Source organism: Carboxydothermus ferrireducens DSM 11255 (assembly GCF_000427565.1).
GTDB lineage: Bacteria > Bacillota > Z-2901 > Carboxydothermales > Carboxydothermaceae > Carboxydothermus > Carboxydothermus hydrogenoformans.
This window is the reverse complement of record NZ_KE386559.1, coordinates 6,141-24,459: the sequence shown is the minus strand read 5'-3', so window position 1 is coordinate 24,459 and position 18,319 is coordinate 6,141. Positions and strand designations below refer to the sequence as shown.

Sequence of the window (18,319 nt, the reverse complement as noted above, 5' to 3'; positions counted from 1 at the left end):
TGAAAAAATTGAAGTTGCTGTTAAACCCTTGTTTTAATCGAACCATTCTGGGATTGAAACAAACGTCCCGAGCGCTCAAGTTTATTAAGGCTTCTAAGTTTTAATCGAACCATTCTGGGATTGAAACTGAATTACCAAAGAGAGGATGGAAGCTAAAGAGTTTGTTTTAATCGAACCATTCTGGGATTGAAACTTGGCGTTGGTTGAGTAGTCGGTATGGTCAGTTTAGTTTTAATCGAACCATTCTGGGATTGAAACTCATATGCCTCATGGTCAATATTTACCGCCCAATACTTGTTTTAATCGAACCATTCTGGGATTGAAACATCCGATTGTACCCCAATCTAAAACTTTTACAAAAAGTTTTAATCGAACCATTCTGGGATTGAAACTAGGGGGAGTATAAAAATGCTGGATGAGGTGGAAAGTTTTAATCGAACCATTCTGGGATTGAAACATAAATCAACAATAACACTCGAAAATGTGGAAATAGTTTTAATCGAACCATTCTGGGATTGAAACCAGACACCCCTAAAATAGTAGGATATCTTCCAGAAGTTTTAATCGAACCATTCTGGGATTGAAACTGCCACAGCGTGAACAAAACCTACCGCCAGAAATGGTTTTAATCGAACCATTCTGGGATTGAAACCACGTCAGCATAAAATTCTTTGGTTTTGCCACTTAAGTTTTAATCGAACCATTCTGGGATTGAAACACGATTACTTCCGGCTTGGAAGAGCCAGCGATGTCCACGGTTTTAATCGAACCATTCTGGGATTGAAACCATCGAAGAAGTCGGCTTCGGTAGTGCCGTCCTCTTTGTTTTAATCGAACCATTCTGGGATTGAAACATCAATAAAAAAGCCCATACTCCTACCCTTGAGTAGGGGTTTTAATCGAACCATTCTGGGATTGAAACAACAATAAAGGGGACCAGTCTCCTCTTAGGCCCACTGTTTTAATCGAACCAATCTGGGATTGAAACCAACCAGGAACATCAGGACCCCATGATAACGCAGGTTTTAATCGAACCATTCTGGGGTGTAGTAAATAAAAAACATAGGAGGAGTTAGCAAAGCAAGTGATTATCTAAAGGACAAAGAAAAAGCTGGAAAACTTTTGGAAGATGTTATGAAAAAAGCAAAAAACCAGGGCCCTATTGGAGAAATATGGGACAAGTTAACTTCAATGATTGGCTTGTTTAAAGATTGGATAAATGGAAATTACAATGATGTTTCAACAGCAACGATTTTAGCAATAATCATCGGACTTATATATTTTGTCTCTCCGGTTGATACTTTGCTAGATTTTATACCTTTAGCAGGCTATGTAGATGATGCTTTTGTCTTAGGTTTAATTTTTAATCAGGTAAAATCTGAAATTGAAAAATATCAAGCATGGAAAAATAAAAACTAAATTCTTAGGAACTAAGTTGACTCAGAAGGGTTTTCCTTTTGAGTCTTTTTTTATTGGAAAAAATTTTTTTTGGGGTGGTGATTAAAATTAAGAAAAAGTTCTGAGGAGGATGAGATTATGACAAATCAATTTTTTGAAGAAACCCTGAATAATATAGGTGAAAAAGATATTGCGCAAGTAGCCAAAAATGCGGAGGGAATTTTAGATGACTTTAAAAAAATCGGAGCTTTAAAAAAAGTTTATTCTAATTTAAAAACAATGGTTAGTTTAATTAAAGATTTCTACCATGGCAATTACCGGGATATTTCTCCGAAAACAATTTTTTTAATTACTGCAGCGATAATTTATGTAATATCTCCAGCGGATTTTATTCCTGATATATTTCCTCTAATTGGTTTTACTGATGATGCTACAGTAGTAACGATAATTGCAAGAGCAATTAAGTATGAACTGGATAAATATCGGATCTGGCAAGAGTTATAGATAAATTATAAGAGGTGTTAATAAAAAAAGGAAAAATAATAATTGTAGAGAATATTTATAATTGCATTATTATCCCAATTTTTGACGAAAGGAGGGGGAAAATGATTGAAAATATCTACTGGGCGGGGCTTTTGCACGACATCGGGAAGTTCTGGCAGCGGGCAGAAAATAAACAAATAAAACACCAGGAACTATCAGGCACTTTTGTCCACCAGAACTTTGCCAGCGAAGAGCTGGTGGCCCTGGTTGCAAACCACCATGACCCTGAAACAAAAGATGATTACATCTTAGCAATTGCCGATAAACTATCTGCCGGAGAACGGGAGGACCAGCTCCCTGGAGGAAATGTTGCCAATGAACCGCTGATTTCGCTGTTTTCCCGCATAAAATTAAGCCGGGGAGCGGAAGGGGAACAGTACATTCCTTTAAAGCTCTATGAACCCGATGAACCACCTTTTCCAGTTGCCGATAAAAGAAAAGCAACGCTAAATGGTAGCGGCTATAAACAGCTCTGGGATAGTTTTAACCAGGAATTTTCAAAAGTTAAAAATAATCTAAATGCGACATTGTATCTTCTCCAAAAATACTTAACCCTTATTCCTTCTGCGGCTTATTACTCCCGTGCCACCATCTCCCTTTATGACCATGCCAGAACTACTGCTGCTATTGCTGCTGCTCTCTATAAGGAAGATGTACCCGAACCGACTTTGCAAAAAATCCACCAGCTTTTAAAAAGCCGCAACTACCAGGCTCCTGAATTACAAAAGCCCTATTTTTTACTGGTAGGGGGCGATATCGCCGGGATTCAAGACTTCTTATACGATATTCCCATGGATAATGCTGCTAAAAACCTCCGGGGCCGCTCTTTTTTAGTAGGCTATTTAAACCGGCTGATAGCTCTCTATCTGGTTGAAGAGTTAGGCCTTTTAGAACCAAGCATTCTTCTGATTGGCGGGGGCCGCTTTACATTACTCCTTCCTTATTCTGATTTAGAAAAACTTCAGGAATTAAAAGGGCGAGTTGAGAAAATAATTTATCAGGCTTTTAATGGTAAACTTAAGTTGATCCTGGGAAGTATTCCGCTTACGATAAACGACCTGGCTGAAGGGAATATCACTAAACGATGGGAAGAATTGGGGCAGGTATTAAACAGGGAAAAAATGAAACCGTTTTTAAGTTTAATAAAAGAGACACCGGATTTAATATTTGGTCCTTTCGATACACCGGATAATATTTGTTCCATCTGTGGCAGGGAAGTAACTGGAGAAACAGGTCTTTGTTCTTTCTGTCAGAGTATTGTGGAAATGGGAGCTGAACTTCCCAGGGCTGAGATTTTACAGGAGAAAAAAGTAGTTGAAAAAAGCAGTATTAACGAAATAAGCAATATAAATGAACTTTTCCTGGCCCTTGGACGTCAGGTTAGATTTTCTGACAAACCTGAGCAGGATTATTTTAATTTACTTTTAAATAGTTATGATTTTGTAGTTAAGAATTGTCAGGGTTTTTATTTTGCACCTAAAACTGCTGCGCAAGAGTTTTCATTGCTGGCCCAAAAAAGCGAAGGACTAAATACCTGGGGAGTTCTTCGGGGAGACGTGGACAATCTTGGGAAGCTATTCCGGGAGGGATTTGCTGATAAGGTAACCATTACCTCAATAGCAGCCTTATCCCGGGCGATGGGCGAGTTTTTTGGCGTATACTTTAATGATTTGTTAAAAGAATTTGGGGATAAAGTTTATACCGTCTATGCGGGTGGTGATGATTTCTTTGTGGTTGGCAGCTGGTCGGTGCTGCCCGAGGTTGCCTGGAAACTTAGGCGTCAGTTTACCCTTTACTGTGCAGGTAACTATGACCTTACTTTTTCAGCGGCCATTAAGCTTGCTCCAAACTTTAAGCACCCTCTTTTTAAAGTTGCCGAGGAAGCGCGTGAGCTTTTAGAGGAAAAAGCCAAAACGGGGGGCAAAGATAAGATTGCCTTTTTAGATAAGGCTTATACCTGGGATGAGTTTAGCCGGTTAAAACAGTTAAAAGACCACATTAAGAAAGTAGTTCAAGGCGGAGGTTCCAGGGCAATTATCCAGCATCTATACGGTATAAAAAATCTTCTAAATGCTGACGAACGGGAGGCACCTTATCCCAAAGTATGGCGCCTGGTATATCAGTTAAGCCGTTACCGGGATAGTCTTAAGAAGGAGTTACAAACTTATTTCCGCGAAAAGATTATGGATGTGGTGGTATTTAATGCAACTGAAATCAATCCTTTAGCTTCACCGGCGGCACGGTGGGCAGAATTAGAACTAAGAGCAAGGGGGGATTAATGATGAATGGAAGAAATAATAGACCCAATCCTGGTAGACAGCAAAACCAGGAAAACCCTGTCCAGGAAGTACTGCAAGCAGTGGATAAGTTTTTAAATCCAACAGAAGACCCCAAAGGGGAACTATTAATTTCAAGTGCGGAGAAACTTGGTAGTTTTTTAGCCCGGGTGGCTAAAATGACTACTTCCCAGATTAGAAATCTTTATACGGAAGCAAAATCTATTAATTATAAAGATTCCGACGGTCCCTACCGGGTTAATTTACTCCGGGCCAAGTTTGCGTATATTGCTGGGCGGTACAGTCAGGTGAGAGATTTGCAAAAGATTGCCGATAAAGCTTTAGCCCGGATTGATAGCTATGAAAAATTTAAACGATTTATTGATTTCTTTGAAGCAGTAGTTGCCTATCACCGGGCTTATGGCGGTAAAGAATAGGAGGGATGAGGGATGGAAGAGTTAAAACTTTTAGGAAAAATTGTAATTAAAGGTAAAATCAAAGCTTTAACCGGACTTCATATTGGTGGAGCCCAGGGGAATACTGAAATTGGTGGGGTTGACAATAGCGTTATTAAAGATGAGGAAGGAAAACCGTATATTCCAGGATCAAGTTTAAAAGGAAAACTTCGGAGCTTACTGGAAAATCACGAAGGCTATTTAAGTGCAACCAAACTGGTATTACAGAAAAAAGGTGCTGAACCAATTCGCATCCATATTTGCAATGAACCGGAATGTCCGGTATGTATTATCTTTGGTAGAAACCACGGGAAATACACTCTTGCTGATAATCAGACTGAGCTGGTTATTTCCAACGCTACCCCCACGCGCCTCTATATTCGGGATGCCTGTCTTGATGAAGAAAGTATTAAAGACATTAAGCCCAATCTTGATTTGGAGTGGACCGAGGTTAAATTTGAAAACTCCATTGACCGGATTACTTCGGCGGCTAACCCCCGGCAAACCGAACGGGTACCGCGGGGAGCTGAGTTCTGCTTTGAGCTTGTCTATAACGTTTTGCGGGAAAAGGATAAAGAGCTGTTTTCGAAAGTCCTAACAGCTATGAAACTTTTAGAAGATGACTACCTTGGTGGTTCCGGCAGCCGGGGTTACGGAAAGATTATGTTTAAAGATTTAGCAGTTTACTGGAAGTCTCGCGAGGAATATGAGACAGGAAACTTTAGTGCTCAACCTATAGTAGTGGGGTCTTTAGATGAGCTTATGCAGAAGAATATTCCGCAATTGTTGAAGTAAAGGGGAGGAGCCCATGGCGTATCAGGTAGCGTTAATAAAGCCTAAAGGCCCCCTGAATTTAGGGAAAAAAGCAGGTGATTTAACCAGCAGTAAAGTATTGCCGGGAAGTGACCAGCTATTTTCGGCTCTCTTAAATGCTTTTTCCCTTTACTATGGGTACGGTGAAACGAAGGCCTTTTTAGAAGCTTTAGTGGAAAAGCCGGTTTTAAAACTTTCTACCCTCTTTCCAGCTCAGGTTATTGGGGAAAAAGTTTATTATTTAGTACCTAGGCCTTTGGCTTTGGATTTAACCCCTTTTTTTCCTGATGTAAAGACTGCAAAAAAAATCGAATATTTGCCGGTGGAGAGCTTGGTAAAACTTGCCCAGGGACAGGGACCGGGAGAAGGGTACGTAGTGCAGAAAGCATATTTGCCGGTTAAACAGGAGTACTGGTATCAAAGCCGGGAGATTCCCCGGGTAGCCTTAGACCGGCTTACTTACAGTTCCAACATTTATTACTGCACGGGTATAACCTTTGCGGAAAATATTTATCTTTATTTCCTCTATGATATTGACCCTCGGTGGGAAGTAAAGTTTAAGACTGCTTTAAGAGTTCTGGCGGATGAGGGACTGGGAGGAGAGAGAACCTACGGCTTTGGCCAGTTTTCCGTAGAGTTTCGGGATGACTTTTCCTGGACAATTCCGGGAGAAAATACTCTTTTACTTTCCAACTACTATCCTTCCCCTGGTGAACTTCCAGATCTTGCGGAAAAACTCAAGGCTTATAAATTAGAAGAGGCGGGAGGGTATCTTTTTAGCGGTTTTGATAGGGGGATAAAGAAAAAAGTGGTGCGATTTCTTGGTCCCGGGTCAGTTTTAGCTTATAAACCCGTGGGTGCTATAGTAGAAGTTACGCCAGGATCGTTTACCGAACATCCGGTTTACCGGTACGGTTATGCTTTTACCCTGCCCTGGGGAGGGGGGATATAGGTGGCAACGTATGAGGTCGAAGTTTTATCTCCTTTATTTATAGGTTCCGGCCAGAAATATCCTCCGTTAGAATATTTAACCCTGGCAGAAGAAGAAAAATTTGTTGTTGCTGATATGGAGCGGGTATTTACCTCGCCAAGGTTTATGTTAAATGATTTTCTGGATAAGGTAAAAAAACCAGGATTTTACCTGGGGGATGAGTACCCCTGGGCCAGAGAATTTCCACGTTTTAAATTTGACAGCTCAAAGAAAACCTTACTTGACCTGAAAGCTCGCAAAGCGGAAGTTTTAGCCCCTATTGCTGATGGGCAGGGCTTTTACTTACCCGGGAGTTCCCTGAAAGGTTCTCTTCGGACGTTAATCTATAAAATAAATTTACCCGAAATAAAAGAAACTTTTAACGAAAAAATTAATGAGAGCCGGAAAATTCCCGGGACCAGGAAAGAGAAACTAAGCGAAGCAGCGGAAAAGGCTTTAACTGGATCCCCTAATTACTCTCTTTTCCGGGCTCTTAAGGTTGGAGATAGCCTGCCCTTAGGGGAGGAAAGTTTAGGGCTATATCAGGTAAAAGTATTAAGCCTTACGACCAATGGTTACCGGTGGAAAATCCTTCCTGGAGAGCAATCTACCGCAGACTTAGAGCAGGCTACCAGCAGCTTTTTTGTGGGTTTTAAACCGGGAGTTAAGCTTCAGGGAAGTTTTACAATTGAGGAAAAGTATCTTAGAGATAACATTTATCCTCTGGTTAATAAAGCTTTTTTCTCTAACTGGCAGGAGAGGGCCAAAGAGGTTCAGCGGCAATTTTTACAAAAAGAACTAAAATTTTATGAGGAAATTGGTCTTGAGGAGCTCAAAGAGTTTTACCAGAAACTTATTCAGGATAGCAATGACGGAATAATTTTGCAGTTAGGCTGGGGAACTGGCTTTAACAGTAAGACTTTAAAAGAAGCAATGCCGGCAGATGAGTTAAAGGAAGTACTTAACTGGGCCAAGATAAAATACCGGGAAAACTTTCCTTTCCCTAAAACCCGAAAAATAGTGGTGGAGAAAGGGAAGCCTTTATATCCCACGGGATGGATTAAATTAAGGATTTTAGATTAGGGCTCGAAGAGTAAACCTTCGAGCCCTTTAATCGTACAATTTTTGGATGGGAGGAAAATTATGCGCATAGAGGTACTTTTAAAACCGCGGGAGAAAGCGGTCTTTTTACCGTTTAATTACCAGTACCAGATTACCTCAGCAATTTATGAAACTATTGCCAAATCATCACCGGAGTTTGCTAAGAAGCTTCATGATGAAGGTTTTGGGGAAAGGAGATTTAAATTTTTTACCTTTTCGCAAATTTTGGCCAAAAGGAAGAAAATAACTTCTGAAGGTTTCTGGGTGATAGGGGAGTTTTCCTTGAAAATAAGTTCCCCCCTTTATGAGTTTTTACTTCATCTTTTAAACGGATTATTTAAAGACCACAAATTTAAAATTGGCCGGGAAGAGTTTACGGTAAAAGGCGCTTATATCAGAGAAAATCCCGAAATAAAGCCTGGCCAGACTTTTGTTTGCTTGTCACCAATAGTGGTTAGTACTCTTAAAGAAGGTTTTACAACACCCTATTACATTAGGTATACCGAGGAGCCGGAGCTTTTTTCGGAAAAAATCCGGCAAAATCTTTTGCGTAAATTTGCAACTTATTACGGCCGTCTCCCGGCCGATGACCGTTTGTTTTTCTTTTTTGACGAGGAATATTTACAAAAAAATAAAGGAACAAAGCTTATCCACTACCGGGACCAGAAAATTCTGGGATATCTGGCCCCTTTTACAGTGGAAGGTTCTCCCGAGCTTATTGCTTTTGGTTATGAGGTTGGTTTTGGAGAAAAAAACAGCATGGGCTTTGGGTGTGTGGAGGTAAAAAATGCTGATAATTAGCGCCAGTCGCCGGACTGATATTCCAGCTTTTTACGGCGAATGGTTTATGAATAGAATAAGGGAAGGGTATTTTATTTTTAAAAACCCTTATAATGCTAGACAAATGAGCAAAGTTTCTCTCCGTCCCGAAGATGTTACCGCTATCGTTTTCTGGACCAAGAATCCTGAACCGTTTTTAAAATATCTTGATGAGCTTTTGGATAGAGGCTACCGCTTTTACTTTCAATACACCTTAAATGGCTACGGCCCGGAAATGGAGTCCTTTTTACCGCCTCTTAAAAAACGAATAGAAACATTTAAAAAGCTTTCAGAAAAAATCGGCAAAGAAAAAGTCATCTGGCGGTATGATCCGGTAATTTTCAGCAATGTTCACAGCAGTGACTATCACCGGGAGAAGTTTTCGTATATTTTAAATGAATTAAAAGATTTTACCACCCGTGTAGTGATAAGTTTTGTGGATGAGTACCGTAAAGCCACCATAAACTTTAAGAAGCTTAAAGAAGAAGGGATAGAGATTTATCAGCCCCCGGAAGTGATAATAAAGAGTTTTGCCTATTTTATGGCTTATGAGGCAAAAAAAGTGGGCTTAGAAATCCAGAGCTGCGCTGAAAATATAGCCTATCTTCCAGAGGCAGGTATTGTGCCCGGTAAATGCATTGATGCTGATTATATTGAAAAGGTGTTTAAGCTTACATTACCGAAAAAGCTACATTTAAAAGATAAGAGCCAGCGGCAGGAATGTGGCTGTGTGGTCAGTAAAGATGTAGGCGTTTACGATACCTGCCTTCACGGGTGTAAATACTGTTATGCCGGAAGTTATGAAAAGGGGAAGAAAAATTATGAAAAACATGACCCACACTCCCCCCTGTTAATCTGGAAGTATGACGAGGGAGAAGAGGAGCCGACTCTTTTTTAAAACATTCTGGCTTTTGCATTCAGGGTCTGAAAAGTTAAAAAGAAAGGAGAAAATGCAATGAAAATACTAATCTCACCCCTGGGCATGTCGCCGGGATTACTTTATTCGGCGCTTTATCACGTAAAGCCGGATTTTTTATTTTGTCTTACTTCAGAAAAAGGGAAAGAAAAGCTGCCAGAAATCATGGAAAAGGCAGGCTATATGGGAGGATATTCTGTCTTTATAGTTGACGATCCGTTTACTTCTTTTCACAAGACTGAAGAGGTCTGGAAAAGTTTAAAAGATTTGCTGGATTCCGATGCTGAAATAGTAGTTAATATCACTGGAGGTACAACAGCCCTTCAATACCTGGTGCAAAAAACTGCTGAACGTCTGGAAAGTCAGGGTTTTTCAGTAAAAACAGTAGCCCTAATTGACCGGAGAAGTCGTAGCGAGCAGGAAAGCAATCCTTATGTGCCCGGGAAAATTTTTTATTTGTAAGTTAAATAATAAAGGAGTCAAGCAGGATTTTTTTATTATTCTGTCAAATTTCTCCGGTAAGAAAGTAACCGGAGGGGTGAAATGTGGCAAAACACCTAGAGATTCAAATGCGCCAGGCACGTATTCGAGAACTTTTTTTGCAACATGCAGGCCAGGAATTAACTTCTAAGCAAATTACCGAGCTTTTAAATTTCCCTTTATCAGCGGAGCGAACAATTCGTAATGATATTAAAGAATTAATTAAACAGGGATTTCCTATAGAAACTCCCCGCCGAGGGAAGTATCTCTTTAGAGGAAGAAAAACATCTTATCTAAGAAAAGATTTGCGCTTTGGCAGTGATGATATAAGGCGGCTTTGGCTACTGGCGATAGTGGCTGAGAAAAGGGAAGTCAAAGTTCCGGACCTTTATAAAGAACTTGAGAAAAAGTTTAAAGAGTTTGAACAGGAAATTGGCTTTAGTTATGAGACGTTGCAAAATGATTTTAAAGAGCTAAACGCTGGTGGATTTTTGGTTAAAAAAGATGAAGTTTTTCAACTTGGGAAAAAATTTTTACCTATCTATCGCCACCGCATTAAGAAGGAGTTAAATGAAGTAATAAGGGAGTTAGAAAGAAAATATCGTTACATGCAGTATAATCCTCTTTTAAGCAAGGTTTTAAATAAATTAAAAGCTTACCGCAATACTTTTATCTATACGATTGATACTCATATTGAAGAATATTTTGAAGAGAGAAGAAAAATCAGGTACTACCATGGTCCCCGGGAGCTTGTAGATGAAACTTTAATAATGCTTAAAAACGAAATTAGTCGTGCTCTTTTTGAAGAAAAGAAAATAAAAGTTACTTATAAAGGAAAAGAACAACTTTTCTATCCCCTCGGCCTTGTGTATAACCAAAACAATCAAGCATGGTATTTAATTGCCAAGCCTGTAAGAAAAAGAGAGGCAGCCAAAAAACTTCGCTTAGATCGGATTGAACAGCTTGAAGTTTTAGAAGAGCCAATTCCTAAAGAAGTAGAAACTTGTGTTAAGGCCATGGTAGCTCCCGGTTGGGGAGTTGGCACAGGTCGAAAAGAGAAGGTAAAGGTTCTTTTTTATAACCGGGCAAACATTATTGATAGAGTAAAGCCTATTTTAGATGTGAGAAAAATAGTTCATCCCACCTGCAATTATTATTTTGATCCTGCAGGAAATCTTATTTTTGAAGATTACATAAGTGGTATTGAAGAATTTTTAAGCTGGCTAAGACAGTTTGGAGCTGAAGCGCTAATTCTTGAACCGGCTTCATTGATTGAAAAATACAGGGAAACATTAAAGAAACTGGCGGAGCTCTACCCGGAGGTGCAGGCTGATGAATAGCCGGGAGTTTGCAGAACTTATAAAAGTACTTAACTTTCATGCAGCAATGGAAGAAATAAGTTTAGAGGATGCTGCTCTGCTTCTTGCTGTTACTAAAGATTCGCTTAGAAGTTTTCTTAATGAAGTTTCTACTCATGAATTTTTAAATGAGTTTGGCGGGATATTTATTGATGGTGAAGGAGAAAATGAGGTTGTAATTTGTGAAGGGTATGGATTAAAAATTCCTGTATTGCAGCTTAGTTCTGAAGAAAAGACGCTGATTGTTCAGGAAACCGGAGATGTAGGAGAAAAACTTTTGAAAATTTTTGCCCAGAAAATTCACAAGGGAGAAAAAGATTGGGTAACAAAAACGGCAAAAACTTATACGCACAAAAGGATTCCTGGGGTAACGATATCCCCTGAACAACAGGAGATGATGCAAAAGATTGAAACTGCAATTTATGAGAAGTTGAAAATTAAGATTACCTATGCTATTCCTGAAGAAAATAAAAACAACACCGTGGTGTTTAATCCTGCTGGGCTTGTATATTACAAACACGATGGCTTCTGGTACTTAGTGGGATTTGAGGAACAAAAGTTAATAAAACCAGAAATTATTAGAATTGACCACATAACCAGTGTATTATTCGAACAAAAAAAAGCAGAAATACCAGAAGGTTTTCAAATAGAAAATTTTTTCAAAAATCGCTGGGGGATGGATACCGGGGAAGAAGTTAAAGTTAAAATTTGCTTTTTACCGGAAGCCAACGTCATTGATAAAGCCCAAAGAGAATTAAAAGCCCGGGGATTCAGGGGGTTAAAATTTCTGGAAGATGGGAGTTTACTTTGGGAAGATAGAGTTGCTGGGGTAAGCGATTTGCTTTTTTGGCTTCGTTCCTTTGGTTCGTCGGTGGAGGTAATTGAACCTCGAGAATTACGACAGGAGATGGTAGAAAATATAAAAAGGCTTATGGAATTTTATGAAGTTAAATAGTTTTTTTATTTATGTTTTTTGTTTAGAGATAAATTTCAGATTAAAAATCGTCGTTTAAGAGAGTATTTAGAGGAGTTTGTAAATTTTTATCAAAAAAACAAATTAAACAGCTACAAAAAATAAGAGGAAGGCAGGAAAGAGAATGAAAAACGTTCTTTGTACAGTTGGAACAAGCCTTCTGGGAAATTTTAATCGCTTTGAAAATGAGGTTTTACGCGAAGCTGCTTTGGACGCTCTTGAGAAAAATGATTATGCCAAGGTTGCCGATATATTGGCCAGCTTTCCGGAAAGCGACCGAAATTGCGGGGCAGAGATAAATTCTATATTTGAATTGAGGTATAGAGGTATAATTGGAGAAAATTTCCGGCTCCATTTTCTGATTTCCGATACACCCGATGGCGAAAAGGTCGGTAAAATCCTGGAAAGATTTTACCGGGGGAAGGGTGTCCAGGTAAATTTAGTGGTGATAGAGGGCTTATTGGACAAGGACCCCAAACGTTTTAGAAGAGAAGGGTTAAGAAATTTAATTAAACAGATGGCCAGAGTACTGCGGGAGTATGGGAGCGAAAATTGCCTTATCAATGCCACAGGTGGTTATAAAGCGCAAATTGCTGTTGCGGTAATGCTTGGCCAGGCGCTGGGGGTAAATGTTTATTATAAACATGAGCTGTTTTCGGAAATTATCAGTTTTCCGCCACTGCCTTTTTCTTTAGATCAGGATTTGTGGCTGAAATACAATTATTTATTTACGGTTTTGGATAAAGGGGCAAAAGATTTAATTGAATTGGAAGACTTAAAGTATGAAGAGCTTGACGAAAAAATAGAACCTTTGATTAACAGAGAAATAATAGATGGAAAAACCTATATTGAGCTTTCTACTGCCGGGCAAATTTTTCATGAAACCTTGAAGGCGCGCTGGGAAAATATCAGGGAGGAGTACTTGCCTCCGGATGTTCCGGAAAAAGCAAAAAATTATGTTGAATATCTTCAAGACCACAATTGGCCTGATCGGGAACTGGTGCTGCGGATAATTAATAAAGTGATTGAAAAAATACCATTTGTTCGTACTTGCAGGACCAGCTACTTAAATCCTGACTTACCGAAAAAAGAAGGTTTTGTTTTAAAGCGGGGAGAAATTTATGGTATTATTTCCCGCCAGGGGTGGACTGTAGGTTTTGTGGTGGAAACTTCTGCACGAAGTGAGAGACAGAAAGAAGCAGCGGTTGAGTATTTGAATGCGAACTTAGAGGAGATTTTTTATTAAGAAAAGCTTAGAAAAGCTTGTGTTTTGGACTTTATTGCTAAGCAAGTGGAGGCGTTATAAGGGTAACATCAAGCCTTATATCCGCGGACCGCATGTAAATATTACAACATGGCACAGTTTGAATATTACTTTAATAACCAGAAATTTCTAGTGTTTTGAGTAAAAAATTCTGTATATAGCAATACAATTTTGTTGCAGAAAGTTAATGATTTTAAATTATATATCAGCGTCAATTAAATTAAACTGAATTATATTTCTAATCAGGATAAATGGTTGGGATGCCTGGTGGCCGAAAATTTAAAAACTAAAGAAGAGCTTTTAATAAGAAAATGCCCTTCCTGTGGAAATAGCATTAATATTACTGAAAAAGTTTGTCCCTATTGCGAACTGGCAGGATATAAATGCCCTGTTTGCGGTGAGGTAAACAATATGTTTGTCAATTACTGTCGCAGATGTGGCCAGTGGCTATTGGATACTAATTATAAAGCTATTCCGGTTCGCAAAAAGGACATAAAAAATTTTGAAGATTTTTTAGCAAGTATTCTATTGTACCTTATAATCTTACTTATTGTCCTGGTGATTATTAGTGGAAAGTTCCTTTAAAGGTTAAATTTTTTAAAGGAGGAAGTTTGGTGAATCTTATTTACCAGATTGGCCGGCTGGATAGAGGATGTTTAAACTTGGTGAAATTTAAAAAGGACTGTGAAATTTTTGAAGCTTCTTTATCTTCTTTAGCTTTAAAAAAATATTTAGAGAATCAAGGGGAAAAGACGCAATTAGTTATCATCTATCCGATAAGCTTACCTTTAAATAAGACTCTTTTAGGTGCTGAATTTCCCCTGGAGCTTAAAGAGGCGATAAATCAATGCATTAATAACCCGCAAGTATATCTAAACAATCCGGAAGAATTTTTTAAGTTATTAAATTCGTTTCAGGGTAGAGAAGAGTTTATCATAATTCATTCTCTGGGATCTTATCTGGGAATTGATTTTCAGAGTAGTTTTGATGATATTGTATTGGAAATTTTTATTGATATGATTAACCGCTATTTAAGTTTAGGATTTAAAAATCTCTATGTCGATATTTCCAGCGGGCACAACATTTATGTTACTGCTCTTTTAGAGGCTTTAAGACATTTTCATACCTGGGTGAATTTGAGAAATTGGGCAAATGATTCAAAACTGCCGGAAATATTTGTTTCTTTTTCTGACCCTATTCTTGGAAATACTGAAGCGCAAGTATTTAATTTATACTGGGAAGAAATTAAATATAAAACTTTCTTTTCTTCACCTTTATCCAGCGAAGACGCAAAAGGAAATTTTGCTCAAATTTTAACTAATCTTTTTGGTGACAACCGCCAACAAAAAAGAGAAGTTAGACCATTACTGGAAAGTTTTTCTCTAATTTTTTCCGCAATTAAAAACAATGTACCTCTTATTTTATATAAATATGGTTATCACGATTCGAAAGTGATTAAAAAAGTTTTTTGCAGCGTTTTGAACCATACTTACCAGACATTATACCGGAATTACAAAGATTCGCCAATTCTTAGTAAAAGCAGCTATACAAAAACTATTTTGGCTTTAGGGTTTTACTGGGGAATTAGTGAGATCCTTAAAATTCTTAGAGTGCATAAAGATGAAAACAATGACGGGGTAAAGATAGACGAAATAAAAGAAAAATTTGAGAAAGTTTATGAAATTTTTGGATTAGTAATTAACAAGCAATTTCTCGGTACAGAATTAAGTAATTCCTCTAAGAAAATAAATGAAGCTTTGGATGATCCTGATCTTTCTCCAGAAATAAAAAATAAAATTCTTTCTGAAGAATGGGTTTCGCTGATAGATATTCATAAAGGTAGAAAAGCTGGAAATCCTGACCCCAGAAATTTCTTTGCCCACGCTGGAATGGAAGGAAATGTAACTGAAGCACGAAAACAAGGTAGTCAAATTTTTGTCAGAATAAAAGATAAATATGAGGATAGCAACGGTAAAGTTCAGGATGTTGCTAATTTATTAAAAAATTGGCTTTATAATGAGATTTAAGCCGGAGGTAAAATAGTTATGTAAAAGATACTGATAGTTTCACCCGAAGCATATATGTTGGGCGAAAGTTACGGTGAAGTTCTGGCAGATTTTTTTGAAGGTAAATAAGAAATTTGGTTTACAAAGCCAGCAAAAATTAGGTTTGCTGGCTTTTGTTTTTGGAAGCCTAAAGGCAGGTCTAAACTTTACAGACGTTAAGTGAGTCCAATATTTCTCTGCCTTGACCGGTTTTTCCAGCTACTGCATCTGCGGGGAACGCAAGAAGAAGTTTTTGTCCGAGTGCTGGCACATATGTTCCTGCGGTGTGAAGTGCCAGCGAGACCTCTACAGTGCCTATCTGGCGCGTTTTGTGAAAAAAATAGACCGGGAATGAAGAGGGGGTCAAGGGGTTGCGGACTGCTGGCAGGATGGGAGATTAAAAAAATTTAACTGGAAATTTGCCTTCCTTTTTTAAAAAAATAATAATTTTTTAAACTTGCTGTTATATGTTTAACTTAAAAAGTTCGGGTGAGATGCCGTGATCTCCAGTATACTCAACAATTGAGAAGTTATCTCCAAAATCTTATCAATACCGGGCTTTAAAAGAAGAAGTATATTCAAAAACCACAGCCTGAAAGACCCCGACCTGATCGGAAAGGGTCTGGAAAACCTCGAAAAGTCAAGGCCGGTGGTGCTTCTTTATTTTGACCTTGTGAAATTCCATGAGGTAGAGCAGGTAAGCGGCTTTCAGGCTGCCTCGAAGATTCTGTCTATGTTTAAAAAATGCCTGGAAAGAGAAATACCCGAAATTTTCCCGGGTAGCGAAATCCTGGCGGTGGAAAATCTCTTGGGTGTCGATTTTGTCGTCCTGATGGCGATGGAAGGCAGGCTGGAGCACGGTAAGCTGCAGAAAATAGCCATTTCTTCCCGTATTGGCATCAAGGAAAGGATAAAGCAGGAGTATTTGAAAATTACCGGTCGGGAACCGGATATCCACGTGGGGTATGCCCTTCTCGGTTTAAAGGCAAAAAATGTGGAAAGCCAGCTATATACGGCTCTGCGCGAGGCCCAGGGGCTGGCCAGAGGTTCCATTAGTCTGGAAACGGCCATGCTCTTATCGGAATTCAGGGAAATTCTCGACCGGGCCCGGTTGGAGATTGTCTACCAGCCGATAGTTCCCCTGCGTTCCGGTGGGATCCTGGGCTGGGAAGCCTTGACTCGCGGGCCGCGGGAGAGCTATTTTAGGAGCCCCGATATTCTTTTTACTTTTGCGGAGAATGTGGGGCTGCTCTATCCCCTGGAAAGGGTTTGCCGCCGGCTGGCTCTGGAAAATCTCGGGCGGCTGGGTCCGGATCAAAAGCTTTTTTTAAACATTCATCCCCGTACTATCAGCGACCCCAATTTTGTCAGGGGAGAGACCATGAGACTTATCGAGGAGATGGGCCTTAAACCTTCCAGTATTGTGTTTGAAATTACCGAGCGGCACAGCATCAATGACTTTCCCAACTTTAACAAAACCTTGGAACACTACCGCAGCCAGGGCTACCTGGTGGCCGTGGACGATGTCGGCTCCGGGTTTTCCTCTCTGGAGTCCATTGCGGAAATCAGACCCGACTTCATTAAGATAGACAAATCTCTGGTCCGAGACATCAACCTTAACCCTATCAAAAGGTCCCTGCTGGAAACCTTTATCACCTTTGCTGAAAAAATCGGTTGTGCTATTATTGCCGAGGGTATTGAAACCTGGGAGGAACTTACCACCCTTGCCAATATCGGCGCTCACTATGGTCAGGGCTACTTTCTGGGCAGGCCGGGATTTCCGAAAGCTTACCTGGATAAAAGTTTGGAGCAGAAGGTGCTCCGGCTGGTCTCCAGCCGACGCCACGGTGGCTGGAAGCATGCCTTTACGGTTGGAGAAATTACGGAAAACGCCGAAATTGTCCGCAAAGACTGTTTGGTGCGGGAAGTAAAAAAAATAAAAAATACTGGAAGAAAATGAATTGCTTGATGGAGTGGTGGTAGAAGAAGGAAAACCGGTGGGATTGGTGATGCGCTATCATCTGGACCGCTACCTGGGGAGGCAGTACGGGGTACCATTGTATTTCGAGCGCCCGATAACAGCGATAATGAATACTTCTCACCTGGTGGTCGAGGAAGACACTCCCATTGAAATAGTCTCCCAGATTGTCATGAACCGGAGCAGGCTCAAGCTTTACGACTATATTATTGGGACCAGAAACCAGCTGTTTAAAGGGATTGTATCGATTCGGACTCTCCTTGATACTATGACCAGAATCCGGCTGGAAATGGCCAAAGGGGCCAACTTGCTGACCGGATTGCCGGGAAATTATAAACGGTAACGGTGCGGGAAATCAATGCTCTGGATTTAAAAGTTTTCCAGGGCATTTTTTATGGGTTCTTGATGGTTTTCTAAGTTGTGCTGGATGGAATTGAAGTACTAAAAGTTTTAGAAGGAGTATGATTCTAATGCAGATTATCAGCGCCAGTCGCCGGACTGATATTCCGGCTTTTTACGGCGAATGGTTTATGAATAGAATAAGGGAAGGGTATTTTATTTTTAAAAATCCTTATAATGCTAAACAAATGAGCAAAGTTTCTCTTCGCCCCGAAGATGTTACAGCAATTGTTTTCTGGACCAAGAATCCTGCTCCTTTTATGAAATACCTTGATGAGCTGCAGGATAGAGGCTATCGCTTTTACTTTCAATATACCTTAAATGGCTACGGGAAAGAAATGGAACCTTTTTTACCGTCCGTAGAAAAGCGAATAAAAACTTTTAAAAAGCTTTCAGAAAAAATCGGCAAAGAAAAAGTCATCTGGCGGTATGATCTGGTAATTTTCAGCAATGTTCACAGCAGTGACTATCACCGGGAGAAGTTTTCGTATATTTTAAATGAATTAAAAGATTTTACCACCCGTGTAGTGA

18 protein-coding genes and 1 CRISPR repeat array are annotated in these 18,319 nt (G+C 39.5%); all 18 genes read left to right on the top strand.

What is annotated here, in order from left to right:
* Nucleotides 1-30: 30 nt before the first annotated feature.
* A CRISPR array of direct repeats spans nucleotides 31-1,052; the repeat unit is 30 nt; unit sequence GTTTTAATCGAACCATTCTGGGATTGAAAC.
* 70 nt (nucleotides 1,053-1,122) lie between these two features.
* Nucleotides 1,123-1,419, top strand: coding sequence for a YkvA family protein (locus CARFE_RS0112330; RefSeq protein ID WP_210432962.1), 297 nt, complete (start codon nucleotides 1,123-1,125; stop codon nucleotides 1,417-1,419).
* 117 nt (nucleotides 1,420-1,536) lie between these two features.
* A complete protein-coding gene (locus CARFE_RS0112325; RefSeq protein ID WP_028052955.1) occupies nucleotides 1,537-1,902 on the top strand; it encodes a YkvA family protein in 366 nt (121 codons plus the stop codon).
* A gap of 101 nt (nucleotides 1,903-2,003) precedes the next feature.
* Nucleotides 2,004-4,220 (top strand): type III-A CRISPR-associated protein Cas10/Csm1, encoded by a 2,217-nt coding sequence (gene cas10, locus CARFE_RS0112320; protein WP_028052954.1) that lies wholly within the window; start codon nucleotides 2,004-2,006, stop codon nucleotides 4,218-4,220.
* Nucleotides 4,220-4,654, top strand: a complete 435-nt coding sequence (gene csm2 / locus CARFE_RS0112315) for a type III-A CRISPR-associated protein Csm2 (protein ID WP_028052953.1) — start codon at nucleotides 4,220-4,222, stop codon at nucleotides 4,652-4,654. The genes cas10 and csm2 overlap by 1 nt, the downstream gene beginning before the upstream one ends.
* A gap of 12 nt (nucleotides 4,655-4,666) precedes the next feature.
* A complete protein-coding gene (csm3, locus tag CARFE_RS0112310) occupies nucleotides 4,667-5,467 on the top strand; it encodes a type III-A CRISPR-associated RAMP protein Csm3 (RefSeq protein ID WP_028052952.1) in 801 nt (266 codons plus the stop codon).
* A gap of 13 nt (nucleotides 5,468-5,480) precedes the next feature.
* Nucleotides 5,481-6,437, top strand: a complete 957-nt coding sequence (gene csm4, locus CARFE_RS0112305; protein WP_028052951.1) for a type III-A CRISPR-associated RAMP protein Csm4 — start codon at nucleotides 5,481-5,483, stop codon at nucleotides 6,435-6,437.
* On the top strand, nucleotides 6,438-7,538 hold the full coding sequence (gene csm5 / locus CARFE_RS0112300; protein WP_028052950.1) for a type III-A CRISPR-associated RAMP protein Csm5: 1,101 nt from the start codon (nucleotides 6,438-6,440) through the stop codon (nucleotides 7,536-7,538).
* Nucleotides 7,539-7,598: 60 nt separating this feature from the next.
* On the top strand, nucleotides 7,599-8,357 hold the full coding sequence (gene cas6, locus CARFE_RS0112295) for a CRISPR-associated endoribonuclease Cas6 (RefSeq protein ID WP_034542136.1): 759 nt from the start codon (nucleotides 7,599-7,601) through the stop codon (nucleotides 8,355-8,357).
* A complete protein-coding gene (locus CARFE_RS0112290; protein WP_084138947.1) occupies nucleotides 8,344-9,273 on the top strand; it encodes a DUF1848 domain-containing protein in 930 nt (309 codons plus the stop codon). Before cas6 ends, CARFE_RS0112290 begins: the two co-directional genes overlap by 14 nt.
* Before the next feature lie 57 nt (nucleotides 9,274-9,330).
* Nucleotides 9,331-9,753, top strand: a complete 423-nt coding sequence (locus CARFE_RS0112285; RefSeq protein ID WP_028052947.1) for a hypothetical protein — start codon at nucleotides 9,331-9,333, stop codon at nucleotides 9,751-9,753.
* A gap of 83 nt (nucleotides 9,754-9,836) precedes the next feature.
* The gene (locus CARFE_RS0112280) at nucleotides 9,837-11,111 is read left to right on the top strand and encodes a WYL domain-containing transcriptional regulator (protein ID WP_028052946.1); all 1,275 of its coding nucleotides are present in this window, start codon (nucleotides 9,837-9,839) and stop codon (nucleotides 11,109-11,111) included.
* Entirely contained in the window at nucleotides 11,104-12,084 is a 981-nt protein-coding gene (locus tag CARFE_RS0112275; RefSeq protein ID WP_028052945.1) for a helix-turn-helix transcriptional regulator, read from the top strand. The genes CARFE_RS0112280 and CARFE_RS0112275 overlap by 8 nt, the downstream gene beginning before the upstream one ends.
* A gap of 142 nt (nucleotides 12,085-12,226) precedes the next feature.
* The gene (locus CARFE_RS0112270; RefSeq protein WP_028052944.1) at nucleotides 12,227-13,348 is read left to right on the top strand and encodes a putative CRISPR-associated protein; all 1,122 of its coding nucleotides are present in this window, start codon (nucleotides 12,227-12,229) and stop codon (nucleotides 13,346-13,348) included.
* 285 nt (nucleotides 13,349-13,633) lie between these two features.
* On the top strand, nucleotides 13,634-13,951 hold the full coding sequence (locus tag CARFE_RS0112265; RefSeq protein ID WP_028052943.1) for a hypothetical protein: 318 nt from the start codon (nucleotides 13,634-13,636) through the stop codon (nucleotides 13,949-13,951).
* Between the two features lie 29 nt (nucleotides 13,952-13,980).
* Nucleotides 13,981-15,393: a CRISPR-associated CARF protein Csx1 gene (gene csx1, locus CARFE_RS0112260; RefSeq protein ID WP_028052942.1), complete on the top strand. Its 1,413-nt coding sequence runs from the start codon at nucleotides 13,981-13,983 to the stop codon at nucleotides 15,391-15,393.
* A gap of 751 nt (nucleotides 15,394-16,144) precedes the next feature.
* The gene (locus CARFE_RS15180; RefSeq protein ID WP_154652771.1) at nucleotides 16,145-17,371 is read left to right on the top strand and encodes an EAL domain-containing protein; all 1,227 of its coding nucleotides are present in this window, start codon (nucleotides 16,145-16,147) and stop codon (nucleotides 17,369-17,371) included.
* Nucleotide 17,372: 1 nt separating this feature from the next.
* The gene (locus CARFE_RS15795; protein WP_051250317.1) at nucleotides 17,373-17,732 is read left to right on the top strand and encodes a CBS domain-containing protein; all 360 of its coding nucleotides are present in this window, start codon (nucleotides 17,373-17,375) and stop codon (nucleotides 17,730-17,732) included.
* Nucleotides 17,733-17,859: 127 nt separating this feature from the next.
* On the top strand, nucleotides 17,860-18,319 hold a 460-nt coding region (locus tag CARFE_RS15175), incomplete at its 3' end, for a DUF1848 family protein (RefSeq protein WP_034542141.1).

What these genes read in the sequence shown, in the direction of transcription:
- csm2 (WP_028052953.1), top strand. Translation starts at nt 4,220, where the DNA reads ATGATGAATGGAAGAAATAATAGACCCAATCCTGGTAGACAGCAAAAC.
- CARFE_RS15180 (WP_154652771.1), top strand. Translation starts at nt 16,145, where the DNA reads ATGTTTAAAAAATGCCTGGAAAGAGAAATACCCGAAATTTTCCCGGGT.
- CARFE_RS0112325 (WP_028052955.1), top strand. Translation starts at nt 1,537, where the DNA reads ATGACAAATCAATTTTTTGAAGAAACCCTGAATAATATAGGTGAAAAA.
- CARFE_RS0112290 (WP_084138947.1), top strand. Translation starts at nt 8,344, where the DNA reads ATGCTGATAATTAGCGCCAGTCGCCGGACTGATATTCCAGCTTTTTAC.
- cas6 (WP_034542136.1), top strand. Translation starts at nt 7,599, where the DNA reads ATGCGCATAGAGGTACTTTTAAAACCGCGGGAGAAAGCGGTCTTTTTA.
- csm4 (WP_028052951.1), top strand. Translation starts at nt 5,481, where the DNA reads ATGGCGTATCAGGTAGCGTTAATAAAGCCTAAAGGCCCCCTGAATTTA.
- CARFE_RS0112285 (WP_028052947.1), top strand. Translation starts at nt 9,331, where the DNA reads ATGAAAATACTAATCTCACCCCTGGGCATGTCGCCGGGATTACTTTAT.
- CARFE_RS0112275 (WP_028052945.1), top strand. Translation starts at nt 11,104, where the DNA reads ATGAATAGCCGGGAGTTTGCAGAACTTATAAAAGTACTTAACTTTCAT.
- csm3 (WP_028052952.1), top strand. Translation starts at nt 4,667, where the DNA reads ATGGAAGAGTTAAAACTTTTAGGAAAAATTGTAATTAAAGGTAAAATC.
- CARFE_RS0112270 (WP_028052944.1), top strand. Translation starts at nt 12,227, where the DNA reads ATGAAAAACGTTCTTTGTACAGTTGGAACAAGCCTTCTGGGAAATTTT.
- cas10 (WP_028052954.1), top strand. Translation starts at nt 2,004, where the DNA reads ATGATTGAAAATATCTACTGGGCGGGGCTTTTGCACGACATCGGGAAG.